Source organism: Afifella marina DSM 2698, assembly GCF_900102695.1.
GTDB lineage: Bacteria > Pseudomonadota > Alphaproteobacteria > Rhizobiales > Afifellaceae > Afifella > Afifella marina.
This window is the reverse complement of record NZ_FMVW01000003.1, coordinates 251,435-263,475: the sequence shown is the minus strand read 5'-3', so window position 1 is coordinate 263,475 and position 12,041 is coordinate 251,435. Positions and strand designations below refer to the sequence as shown.

The following is a 12,041-nucleotide window of genomic DNA, read 5'->3' as shown; positions in this document are numbered from 1 at the left end:
GCGCTTATTGCGCCTCCGGCTTCGGCGCCTGATTGGCCGCCTTGTCCGGGGTCGGGCCGCCCTTGGCGACGCCGACGAGGGCCGCGCGCAGAACCCGGTCGCCGATCATGTAGCCATCCTGGGCGACCTGCACGATGGTGCCGGCCGGCACGCTCGGGTCCGGGACCTCGAACATCGCCTGATGGCGATGCGGATCGAACCGCTCGCCCATCGCCGGGATCATCACGACCTCGTGGCGCTCCAGAATGCGCTCGAGCTCGCGTGCCGTCATCTGCACGCCTTCAAGCAGGGCCTTCAGCTCCGGATCTTCCGTGCCCCAGGCTTTTTCGTCGACGGCACCCAGCGCGCGGCGCAGATTGTCGCCGACTTGCAGCATGTCGGTCGCAAATTTGGTCATGGCATAGCGACGCGCATCCTGCACGTCGCGGGCAGCGCGGCGGCGAAGATTCTCGGCCTCGGCGGCAGCCCGCAAAAGCCGGTCCGTGAGGTCGGACTTCTCCGCCTCCAGCCGGGCGATCAGCTCTTCCACACTCTCCTGTGCGGCGGCGTCCTCGGCGGCCTGCGCGGCGGCGTCTGCCTCTGCGGCCTCTGCTGCGTCCGCTGCATATTCGGCGCCAGCGCCAAGCGGCGGCTCGTTGTCCTGTCTCGGCGCTTCGTTGGTTTCGGTGTTACGCTTTTCGGTATCCATCGCGAAGCTTCGATCTCTCGTAGGTGATCTCAAGTCGAGCGGCATATCAGGGCTCGCACGGGGAAAATCAACCCGCAGGCCCGCAACCGGTGTCTAATCACACATTCTCAGCGGCGAATGAGCTGCGTCATCAGCTGTGCCGTGTAATCGACCACGGGGATGACGCGAGCATAGTTCAGTCGCGTCGGGCCGATCACGCCGAGCACCCCCACGACGCGTTCTCCGCTGTCGCGAAAAGGCGCCACGACGAGCGACGAGCCGGAGAGCGAAAACAATTTATTCTCCGAGCCGATGAAAATGCGCACCCCTTCGCCTTCTTCCGTCAGGTTGAGGAGCTGGATGATGTCCGTTTTGGTCTCAAGATCGTCGAAGAGGATACGGATGCGCTCCAGATCCTCGATCGCCCTGAGATCCGTCAGAAGCTTGGATCGGCCGCGCACGATGAGGGTGGCCGGCTCCTGTGCCGGCCCCGACCATTGCGCCAGCCCCTCCGAAATAATCGTCTCCGACAAGGCGTCGATGGCCTGTCGGCGCTCTTCGCGCTTGCGCTCGAGCTCGGCGCGCGCTTCCGCCAGCGTACGGCCGCGGATATGGGCGTTGAGATAGTTGGAGGCTTCCGTCAAAGCCGAGGTCGGCAGGCCGCGCGGCACGGTGACGACGCGGTTTTCCACCGTGCCGTCATCGGCAACCAGCACGACGAGCGCCCGGTCCTGCTCGATGCGCACGAATTCGATGTGTTTGAGCCGCAGATCCTGTTTGGCGGCAACCACCACGCCGGCGCCTTCCGACAAGCCCGACAAGGTCTGGCTCGCCTCCGTCAGCAGCGATTCGACGCTCTTCTCGCCGTCGCCGGTGCGCACCTGCTTTTCGATCGCCTGCCGCTCGCCGTCGCTGAGACCGCCGACCTCCAGAAACGAATCGATGAAGAACCTGAGGCCCATTTCCGTGGGCATGCGTCCGGCGCTCGTATGCGGCGCAAAGACGAGGCCCATGGATTCCAGGTCCGACATGACATTGCGCACCGAAGCCGGTGACAAGGCCGTCGACAGAAGGCGGCTGATGTTGCGCGAGCCGACCGGCTCGCCGCGTTCCAGGTAACTCTCGACGATGCGTCGAAAGATCTCCCGCGAACGGTCGTCCAAAGCTGTCAGCATTTCCGATTTCATCATGGGACGTTCCCCGGTGCCGGGGCACCTTTGATGCCTCATATTGCTTCGCCGCGGCCTTCACGCAAGGCACTCGCCTTGCCGTGGGCGGATGGAATGCGTAACAGGGCGGACATTCTTGAAGGAGGATTTCATGCGCCCATCGCGACGGGCCGCCGAGGAGATGCGCGCCGTCTCGCTTGAGCGCCGGGTTTCGAAATATGCGGAAGGATCGTGCCTCGTTCGCTTCGGCGACACGCAGGTGATGTGTCTGGCAAGTGTTGCTGAGCAGGTGCCGCCGTGGCTGCGCGGCGGTGGCCGCGGCTGGGTGACGGCCGAATATGGCATGCTGCCGCGTTCGACCGGCGATCGCATGCGCCGCGAGGCAAGCCAGGGCAAGCAGGGCGGCCGCACCATGGAAATCCAGCGCCTGATCGGCCGCTCATTGCGCGCGGTCGTCGATCTGAAGGCTCTCGGCGAGCGCCAGATTACGGTCGATTGCGACGTCATCCAGGCCGATGGGGGAACCCGCACCGCGGCGATCACCGGCGCCTGGGTGGCGCTGCACGACGCGCTCGAATGGATGCGCGCCCGCGACATCGTCAAGGCTCCCGTTCTCACCGACCATGTGGCGGCGATCTCTTGCGGTATCTATCGCGGGGAGCCGGTGCTTGATCTCGATTATGCGGAAGATTCCGACGCGGAAACGGACGCAAACTTCGTCATCACCGGCAGCGGCAATCTCGTCGAAGTGCAGGCGACGGCGGAGGGCAAGCCTTTCAGCGAAGAAGAGCTCCTCGCTCTCATGGGCCTGGCGCGCAAGGGTACCGGCCGTCTCGTCGATCTCCAGAAAATGGCGGTCGAGTGATGCTGAAACTGGCCTTGGAGCCCGGACCCCTGGTCGTTGCGAGCCACAATCCCGGCAAGGTGGCCGAGATCCGTGCGCTTCTCGATCCGTTCGGCTTCACGGTTCATTCCGCGGCCGATCTCGGACTGATCGAGCCGGAGGAGACCGGCTCGACGTTCGCCGAGAACGCGATTTTGAAAGCCCGCACGGCTTGCGAAGCCGCGGGTCTTCCAGCTCTTGCCGATGATTCCGGCCTCACGGTCGACGCTCTGAACGGCGATCCCGGCATCTATTCGGCCCGCTGGGCGGGGCCGGACAAGGACTTTGCCCAGGCGATGCGCAACATCGAAGAAAAGCTTCAGATGCAGGGGGCGGTCACGCCCGAGGCCCGCGGCGGTGCCTTTGTCTGTGTCCTGGCGCTCGCTTTGCCCGACGGGGTGGTGGAGAGCTTTGAAGGAAAAGTGGAGGGCACGCTGGTTTGGCCGCCGCGCGGCGAACACGGCTTCGGTTACGATCCGATGTTCAAGCCCGAAGGCCATCAGCGCACCTTCGGCGAGATGAGTGCGGAAGAAAAACACGGCTGGAAGCCCGGTGAACGCAATCCGCTGTCGCATCGGGCGCGAGCCTTCGAAGCGTTCGCCGTCGCCTGCCTCGGTCTCAACGGAGATTGATGCCGCATGATCCCGGCCGCGGAGACGCAATTCGGCATCTATCTGCATTGGCCCTTCTGCGCGGCCAAATGCCCATATTGCGACTTCAACTCGCATGTGCGGCATCAGAAAGTGGATCAGGGGGCCTTCGTTTCGGCTTTCCGGCGCGAGCTCGGCTTTTTTGCCGAACGCACGCGCGGGCGGCAAGTGACGAGCATTTTCTTCGGCGGTGGCACGCCGTCGTTGATGGAGCCGGCCACGGTCGCCGCTCTTTTAGAGGCGGTTGCCGCGAACTGGCCGGTGGCGGAAACCGCGGAAATCACCCTCGAAGCCAATCCATCGAGCGTCGAAGCGGAGCGTTTCCGCGCCTATCGCAAAGAGGGGGTGAACCGGGTTTCGCTCGGGGTGCAGGCCCTCGACGACGCCTCGCTGAAGGCGCTCGGCCGGCTGCACAACCGCGCCGAGGCGCTCACGGCCGTGGAACTCGCCCGCGAGATCTTTCCGCGCCTGTCCTTCGATCTCATCTATGCGCGCTCGAACCAGTCGCTCGAGGATTGGCGGCGCGAGCTCGGCGAGGCCATCGGCTTTGCAGCGGATCATCTGTCCCTCTATCAGCTGACGATCGAACCCGGCACGCCCTTTGCGGCTCTCCACCGGGCCGGCAAGCTCATTTTGCCGGATCCCGACGCATCGGCCGATTTCTACGAGCTGACGCAGGAGATGGCGAATGCCGCCGGCCTCCCGGCCTATGAAATCTCCAACCATGCGCAGCCTGGGGCGGAAAGCCGTCACAACCTCACCTACTGGCGCTATGGCGAATGGGTCGGCGTCGGCCCGGGCGCCCACGGCCGCGTGCGCGGCGAGGGCGGGCGTTTCGCGACCGTGGCGGAGGCGCATCCCGAGACATGGCGCAACCGCGTCGAAGAAGCGGGCAACGGCCTCATTGAGGATCGTCTTCTCAGCGTCGAGGAGGAGGCCGACGAGCTCCTCGTGATGGGTCTGCGTCTCGTCGAGGGCATCGATCTTGCCCGTTATCAGGCGCTTGCCGGCCGCCCGCTGCAGGAAAGCCGGATCCAAGACCTCGTGGAACACGGCATGATGCAGCTCGAACCGGACGGCCGCCTGCGTGCGACGCCTGCCGGCCTCGTCGTCCTCGATGCCGTCGTTGCCGATCTTGCTGCGTGACGAGAGCCTTAAGATGGTGGTTAACCCGGCCTTAAATTGCCGCTTTTAGCGTTACACCGGACCATTATGGCAGTGCAGGACATCTGATGGCGGGGCGGAAGGCAAAGCAGCGCGTCGAGCCGCGGCTCGGCGAGAGCGGCGGCATCCGCGTCGAGGCGCGCGACCGGCCGGCCGGCGGGACGTCGCAGCGCAAGCCGAAAGCCAAGACGGCGAAGAGCCGCGCCTCCGCGCCACGCAGAAAAAAGGCGCGCGGATCCGGCGGCGGATTTCTGCGGCGCACGTTCTACTGGGGTTCTGTTCTGGCCGTGTGGGGCCTGATCGCCGTCGTCGGCATCATTGCCTGGTACGGCGTCCAGATGCCGCCGACGTCGGAATGGCGGGTGCCGGAGCGGCCGCCCAATGTGCGCATCCTCGCTGTCGATGGGGCCCTGATCGGCAATCGTGGCGACACGGGCGGCCAGGCGGTCAGGCTCGCCGAACTTCCCGATTATGTGCCCGAGGCGGTCATCGCCATCGAGGACCATCGTTTCCGCCAGCATTTCGGCGTCGATCCGATCGGTCTTTCCCGCGCCGTCGTACGCAATCTCGTCTCCGGCGGTGTCGTGCAGGGCGGCTCGACGCTCACCCAGCAGCTCGCCAAGAACATGTTCCTGACGCCGGAGCGCTCGATCCGGCGAAAGATCCAGGAAATGCTTCTGGCGCTCTGGCTGGAGCACAAATACTCCAAGGGCGAAATCCTGGAGATGTACCTGAACCGGGTCTATTTCGGCGGTGGCGCCTATGGCGTCGATGCTGCGGCCCATCGCTTCTTCGCCAAGGATTCAAGCGATCTCAACCTGGCGGAAGCGGCCATGCTGGCGGGTCTCGTCAAGGCGCCGTCGCATTATCAGCCAGATCGCAATTTCGATGCGGCCGAGGCGCGCTCCCGTCTCGTGCTCGATGCGATGGTGCGCGAAGGCTTTGTCACGGCCGCGCAGGCAAAGCACGCCAAGGATAATCCGCCGCGCATCGCCTCGCGTCATCGTGTTCACGCGGAAAATTACGTCGCCGATTTCGTCATGGATCGGCTGCCCTCGTATGTCGGCGCGGTCGACGAAGACGTTACGGTCTACACCACCATCGATCTGTCGCTGGAGCGCGAGGCAGAATCGGCGCTTGTCGAAGGCCTGAAGGCGAACGGCGACAAATACGGCGTGCATCAGGGCGCTCTGGTGGCGCTCGACGGAACCGGTGCGATCCGCGCCATGGTCGGCGGGCGATCCTATGCCAAGAGCCAGTTCAACCGCGCGGTTCAGGCGAAGCGCCAGCCCGGCTCCTCCTTCAAACCCTTCGTCTATCTGACGGCTCTCGAACAGGGTCTCAGGCCGGAGACGGTGCGCGTCGACAAGCCGGTGCGGATCGGCAATTGGGAGCCGCACAATTATTCCAACAAGTACGAAGGGCCGGTGACGCTGAAGACGGCGCTTGCCCGCTCGCTGAACACCGTGGCCGCGCAGCTCGCCGCGGAGGTCGGGCCGAAAAACGTCGTCGCGACCGCCCACCGCATGGGCATCAGCTCCGACCTCAAGGCCAACGCCACGATCGCACTCGGAACCTCGGAAGTGAGCCTGTTGGAGCTCACGGGTGCTTATGCGCCACTTGCCAATGGCGGTTTCGCTGTCCTCCCGCACGCGATCGAGCGTGTCGTCACCGATGACGGCAAGACGCTCTTCCAGCGTTCCAGCCCGGGGCTCGGACGCGTCGTGGATCTGCAGATCGTCGCCATGATGAACGAGATGATGAAGGCGACGCTGGAGATCGGAACCGGGCGTAAGGCCCAGATTCCTGGCTGGCCTGCCGGTGGCAAAACCGGCACCAGCCAGGATTGGCGCGACGCCTGGTTCGTCGGTTACACGGCCAATCTGACGGCGGGCGTCTGGGTCGGCAATGATGACAATTCGCCAACCAAGAAGGCTTCGGGCGGCAATCTGCCGTCGATGATCTGGGCAGATTTCATGAAGGCGGCGCATCGCGGCGTTGCGGTGGAAGCTCTGCCGGGCGAGGGGCTCTACAGCCCTGCGATCGCACAAAACCCCGGGACGGGACAGCCATCGGCCGCGGGACCCGGCGGCGATGCGCAATACCGCGATTGGATCCTCAACCGCGACAGCGACCGCACGCATGCCGGTCCGTCGCGGCCCCAGCGCGGCAATGGCGGCGAGGGAGGCATTGGCGGATTCTTCGGCCGTATCTTCGGCAATTAGAAGGATTTATGTCATCGCGACAACAGGCGCGCCTCGCGCATGCAAAGCGACCTTGACGGCGACGTCCCTCCCGGGCAAGACCCACCAAACGACCTTCCTGCCCGTGCGGATCAGCCTTCGGGTAGCTCTCCCATATTCAAAGGAGGCGTGTGCGTGCCCCGAGAACATTTCTTGTTTACCAGCGAGTCGGTGTCTGAGGGCCATCCCGACAAGGTATGCGACCGCATTTCGGACTGCGTGGTCGATGCCCATCTGGCGAAGTTTCCCGAGGCCCGTGTGGCCTGCGAGACGCTGGCGACGACCAATCGTGTCCTGATCGCCGGTGAGGTGCGCGGCTCTCCCGAAGTCGATGCGGCCGTCGTCGAACAATGCGCCCGCGAGGCGATCCGCGACATCGGCTACCACCAGGAAGGCTTCCACTGGCAGAATTGCCAGGTCGATGTGCTTCTTCATGAACAATCTCCCGACATTGCCCAGGGCGTCGATGCGGGCGAGGCGAAGGAAGAAGGCGCCGGCGACCAGGGCATCATGTTCGGCTTCGCCTGCCGCGAGACGCCGGAGCTCATGCCGGCGCCGATCCTCTATGCGCACAAGATTCTCCATCTGATGGCAGGAGCGCGTCATGCCGGCCGTGCGCCGGAATTGATGCCGGATTCCAAATCGCAGGTGACGGTGCGCTACGAAAACGGCGTGCCGGTCGGCGTGCATTCGATCGTGGTGTCGACGCAGCATGCCAAAGGCCTGACCTCCGCGGATGTGCGCAAGATCGTCGAGCCCTTCGTCTACGAGGCGCTTCCGGAAGGCTGGATCAACGACGAGACCACCTGGCACGTCAATCCGACAGGCAAGTTCGAGGTGGGCGGCCCGGACGGCGATTGTGGCCTGACCGGACGCAAGATCATCGTCGACACCTATGGCGGTGCGGCGCCCCATGGCGGTGGTGCCTTCTCCGGCAAGGATCCGACCAAGGTCGATCGCTCGGCGGCTTATGCGGCGCGTTATCTCGCCAAGAACATCGTCGCGGCCGATCTCGCCGAACGCTGCACCATCCAGGTCTCTTATGCGATCGGCGTTGCCAAGCCTCTTTCGATCTATGTCGATACGCACGGCACGGCGAAGAACGTACGTTCCTCCGACATTGAACGTGCGATCAATAAGGTGATGGATCTCTCGCCGCGCGGTATCCGCCAGCACCTGCAGCTCAACCGCCCCATCTACGCCCGCACGGCGGCCTATGGTCATTTCGGCCGGGCGCCGGAGGCCGATGGCGGCTTCTCTTGGGAAAAGACCGATCTCGCCGACAGCATCCGCGACGCGCTCTGAGAATGGGTCGGCCGCGGACCGGCCGACCACAAGCTCGCTTCACGGGCGCCGCAAGGGAAAGAGGCTCACTGCCCATCGCGAGGCGCTCATGGAGCGCCTTCTGCCGCAGCTCGCGCTCGATCTGAGCGAGCCGGCGCCCGGCAATCTGTCGGGGCTTTTTGCGGCTGACGTCGAGGATCTGCGCCTGGAGATCGGCTTCGGCGGCGGCGAGCATCTGATCCACGAAGCTCGCAAGACGCCGTCTTGCGGCTTTTTCGGTGTCGAGCCTTTCGTGAACGGCATGGCGAAGGCCGTCGCTGCGATCAAGGGCGAAGAGCTGACGAACATCCGTCTTTATGATGGCGATGCGGCCAATCTCCTCGATTGGCTGCCGTCGCAAAGCCTTTCGCGCGTCGATCTCTTCTATCCTGATCCCTGGCCGAAGCGGCGGCATTGGAAGCGCCGCTTCGTCAACGCCGACAATCTTGCGCGCATTCATCGGGCGCTGCGTCCGGGCGGGGTCTTTCGCTTTGCAAGCGACATTCCCTCTTATGTCGATTGGACGATGATCCGCGCCTTGCGCCATGGCGGCTTCGCCTGGCCGGCCGAGACGGCGGCGGACTGGCGCGAGCCCTATCCCGGCTGGCCGGGCACGCGCTACGAAGCGAAGGCGTTGCGGGAAGGCCGTCGGCCCGCCTACCTGACCTTCTTCAAAAGCTAAGGCCTCAGGCGCGGGCGAAGACGCCGCCGCGACGCGCATCGCCGGCGCCGGAAAAGCGGCCATGTCCGTCACTTTCGGCAACATGCACGCCGCCGAAATAAAGCGAGTGCTCGCGCCAGGCCCTGAGCTCCGGCTCGATGTCTCGGAGCCGTGCGAGATCGGCCCGCTCGCCGGCCGCTTCCACATCGAGCTGTCCGTTCTCGAAATGCAGGCGCGGCGCCGACACGGCCGTGCCCGCATCCGCATGTTCCAGAAAGAGGTTCGCGGCGACGTTGAAGATCGCCGTGCGGATGCGCGAAGATCCTCCCGTGCCGAAGGCGGTGATCTCGCCCTCCGGGCCGAGTGCCAGCGTCGGCGCCATCATGGAGGCAAGGCGCATGCCTGCCTCGCAGGCGTGGAAACCTTTCGGATTGAGATCCTCCTCGCCCAGCATGTTGTTGAGCATGAAGCCCATTCCCGGCACCATCCGCCCGTTGCCCTCGCCGTTGGAGACGGTGGCGGCCGCCGCCATGCCGGCGCGGTCGACGACGCTCGCATGCGTCGTGCCGCGGCTGACGACGCGGCTTGCCGGGTCTTCGTCGTCCCGGTCTCCAAGAAGCGTGTCGAAATTGCCGGAAAGACGGGCTTTCTCCATCTCCTTGAGAGCTGTCAGCCTGGCGGGCCCGTCGCTTCGTGTCAGCCGGACGAGCGCCTGAAGCGCGATCGCCGAAAGGGCGCCTCCAAGTGACGGGGGCGGATTGAGGAAAAGCGTGGTTTCGCCGAGGGCAAGCGCAAGCGGAACGCGCTCCTGCACCTCGTAGCGGCGGAAATCCGCGGTTTCGAGGAGGCCGCCATGCGTGGCACATTGCTCGATCATCGCCGCCTCGAGCGTGGCAAGGCGCCCGGCTCCGATTTCCTGGAAGGCCTCCGCGAGCGCCTCGTTGCGGAAGAGATCTCCGGCGCGCAGGAGGCGTCCCGAAGGCGCGAAGAGCCGGCGTACGTCGGTATCCGCCGTGATGATCGGTTCGACGATCTCGAACATGCGCGCCTGCAACGGCTCGATCGTCACGCCCTTGCGGGCGACTGCGATCGCGGGCTCCACGAGATCGCTGAGCGGCAGGCGGCCGAGCTTTTCCGAGGCGGCTGCGATCCCGGCAAGGAACCCGGGCGTTGCCGCCGCGCCGGCGCCGATATGGAAGGATTGGGTGGTTTCGCCAAAATCGGCATGGATCTCGAAAAAGTCGATCTCCCCGTCAGGCGGCAAAGCAAGGGGCGCGTCGCAGAAGAAGTCGAAGAGATGCGGCTGCGCGCCGTCATAGGCCATGAGAAAGCCGCCGCCACCCGGCGCGGCAAGGATCGGCTCGGTGACGCAGGCGGTCAGGAGTGCTCCGATGCAGGCATCCACCGCATTGCCGCCTTCGCACAGGATGGCGATCGCCGCGGCGGCCGTCTCCGGATGGCCGCAGGCGACCGCACCCTTTGCCTGCTCTTTGCCCATGAAGCCTCGCTAAGCCGTAGGTGAGACCGAAACGATGAACTGGCTACCCGAAATCAATCGAACGGGCTCGAAGCCAGATACAAAACGGCCGGCGCACCGTTGTGATACGCCGGCCGTGACGACAAAGATGATGGCGTCGCCTATTCGGCGGCGTCTTTCAGACGCGGCGCGGCGGCGAGAACTTCCGCATCGACGTCGCCAGCGAACTGCTTGAAGTTCTCGGAGAACATCTCAAGGAGCTTCTCGGCCTGACGGTCGTAGGCGGCCTTGTCGCTCCAGGTTTCGCGCGGATGCAGGACCTTGCTATCGACGCCTTCGAGCTCGGTCGGGATTTCAAGGCCGAAGACCGGCTCCTTCTCCATCGGCGCCTTCTCAAGCGTGCCCTCGAGCGCGGCTTCCAGCAGGCGTCGCGTCAGCTTCAGCGGCATGCGCTTGCCGACGCCATAGGGGCCACCACTCCAGCCGGTGTTGACCAGCCAGCAGGTGACGGCGTGCTTGTTGATGTGCTCGCGCAGAAGGTCGCCATAGACGGCGGGAAGGCGCGGCATGAACGGCGCGCCGAAGCAGGTCGAGAAAGTCGCCTCCGGCTCCGTCACGCCACGTTCGGTGCCCGCCACCTTGGCGGTATAGCCAGACAGAAAATGCACCATCGCCTGCTCGGCCGAGAGCTTGGAGATCGGCGGCAGAACGCCGAACGCGTCGCAGGTCAGCATGACGATGTGGTTGGGCTGGCCGCCCATGCCCGTGTCGCTCGCATTGGCGATATAATCGAGCGGATAGGCCGAGCGGGTGTTTTCCGTCAGCGATCCGTCGTCGAAATCGGGTTTGCGCGTGTCCTCGTCGAGGACGACGTTTTCCAGAACCGTGCCGAAGCGCGTGGACGCGGCGTAGATCTCCGGCTCCTGATCCGCGGAAAGCCGGATCGTCTTCGCATAGCAGCCGCCTTCGAAATTGAAGACGCCGTTTTCGCTCCAGCCATGCTCGTCGTCGCCGATGAGCGTGCGCTCAGGATCGGCCGACAAGGTCGTCTTGCCGGTGCCCGACAGGCCGAAGAAGATGGCGACGTCGCCGTTCTCCGCCTCGTTGGCCGAGCAATGCATCGGCATCACGCCCTTCTCCGGCAGGAGATAGTTGAGAAGCGTGAAGACCGACTTCTTGATCTCGCCGGCATAGGCGGACCCGCCGATGAGGATGAGCTTCTTTGAGAAGTTGACGGCGATCACCGTTTCGGTGCGGCAGCCATGCCGCTCGGGATCCGCCTTGAAGCTCGGCAGGTCGATGACCGTGAACTCCGGCAGGAAGGAGGCGCGGGCCTCTGCGTCCGGTACGCGCAAAAGGTTGTGAATGAACAGCGAATGCCAGGCGAGCTCGGTGTAGACGCGGACGTTGAGGCGATGCACCGGATCGGCGCCGCCGCACATGTCCTGCGCATAGAGCGTCATGCCGTCGGCGTGGGCGAGAAAGTCTTCGCGCAGACGCTCGAACGCCTCCGGCTCCATGGCGCCATTGCCGCCCCACCAGATGGTGTTTTCCGTCTTCTCGTCGCGGACGATGAATTTGTCCTTGGGGGACCGGCCGGTGTGCTTGCCCGTCGTGGCGACGACTGCGCCATCTGAAGAAAAGCGGGCCTCGCCCCGCCGGATGGCGTGCTCGGCAAGCTCCGCCTGCGGAAGATTCCAGAAAACCCTTTTGACCCTATCAAGCCCAACAGCTTCGACCCCGCATGCGGGGTTGCGCTTGCCACTCTCCTCCACCACTCACTCCTATATGTTCTTGAGCCGGA

At 64.7% G+C, this 12,041-nt stretch carries 10 protein-coding genes; 6 read left to right on the top strand and 4 right to left on the bottom strand.

From position 1 onward, the window contains the following. Window positions 1-4: 4 nt before the first annotated feature. Both grpE and hrcA read right to left on the bottom strand, forming a co-directional pair. Window positions 5-688: a nucleotide exchange factor GrpE gene (gene grpE / locus BLP76_RS09125; RefSeq protein ID WP_092811818.1), complete on the bottom strand. Its 684-nt coding sequence runs from the start codon at window positions 686-688 to the stop codon at window positions 5-7. A gap of 107 nt (window positions 689-795) precedes the next feature. Continuing rightward, window positions 796-1,857, bottom strand: a complete 1,062-nt coding sequence (gene hrcA / locus BLP76_RS09120; protein WP_092811816.1) for a heat-inducible transcriptional repressor HrcA — start codon at window positions 1,855-1,857, stop codon at window positions 796-798. Between the two features lie 130 nt (window positions 1,858-1,987). Here hrcA and rph point away from each other — a divergent pair, with 130 nt between their 5' ends. From rph to trmB, 6 genes are all read left to right on the top strand, one after another. Next, the gene (gene rph, locus BLP76_RS09115; RefSeq protein WP_092812117.1) at window positions 1,988-2,701 is read left to right on the top strand and encodes a ribonuclease PH; all 714 of its coding nucleotides are present in this window, start codon (window positions 1,988-1,990) and stop codon (window positions 2,699-2,701) included. Further along, window positions 2,701-3,351, top strand: a complete 651-nt coding sequence (gene rdgB / locus BLP76_RS09110; protein ID WP_092811814.1) for an RdgB/HAM1 family non-canonical purine NTP pyrophosphatase — start codon at window positions 2,701-2,703, stop codon at window positions 3,349-3,351. The genes rph and rdgB overlap by 1 nt, the downstream gene beginning before the upstream one ends. A 6-nt stretch (window positions 3,352-3,357) precedes the next feature. After that, a complete protein-coding gene (gene hemW / locus BLP76_RS09105) occupies window positions 3,358-4,515 on the top strand; it encodes a radical SAM family heme chaperone HemW (protein WP_092811812.1) in 1,158 nt (385 codons plus the stop codon). A gap of 86 nt (window positions 4,516-4,601) precedes the next feature. Then, window positions 4,602-6,758 carry a transglycosylase domain-containing protein gene (locus BLP76_RS09100; protein WP_092811810.1) on the top strand — a complete coding sequence of 719 codons (2,157 nt, stop codon included), beginning with the start codon at window positions 4,602-4,604 and terminating at the stop codon, window positions 6,756-6,758. 153 nt (window positions 6,759-6,911) lie between these two features. Further along, window positions 6,912-8,081: a methionine adenosyltransferase gene (gene metK, locus BLP76_RS09095; RefSeq protein ID WP_092811808.1), complete on the top strand. Its 1,170-nt coding sequence runs from the start codon at window positions 6,912-6,914 to the stop codon at window positions 8,079-8,081. Then, entirely contained in the window at window positions 8,023-8,781 is a 759-nt protein-coding gene (gene trmB, locus BLP76_RS09090) for a tRNA (guanine(46)-N(7))-methyltransferase TrmB (protein ID WP_092811806.1), read from the top strand. Before metK ends, trmB begins: the two co-directional genes overlap by 59 nt. Window positions 8,782-8,785: 4 nt before the next feature. On the opposite strand, the gene BLP76_RS09085 is transcribed toward trmB, so the two are convergent. Continuing rightward, window positions 8,786-10,258: a gamma-glutamyltransferase gene (locus BLP76_RS09085; RefSeq protein ID WP_092811804.1), complete on the bottom strand. Its 1,473-nt coding sequence runs from the start codon at window positions 10,256-10,258 to the stop codon at window positions 8,786-8,788. A 140-nt stretch (window positions 10,259-10,398) separates the two neighbouring features. Continuing rightward, window positions 10,399-12,012 (bottom strand): phosphoenolpyruvate carboxykinase, encoded by a 1,614-nt coding sequence (locus tag BLP76_RS09080; RefSeq protein ID WP_092811802.1) that lies wholly within the window; start codon window positions 12,010-12,012, stop codon window positions 10,399-10,401. Window positions 12,013-12,041: the final 29 nt, after the last annotated feature.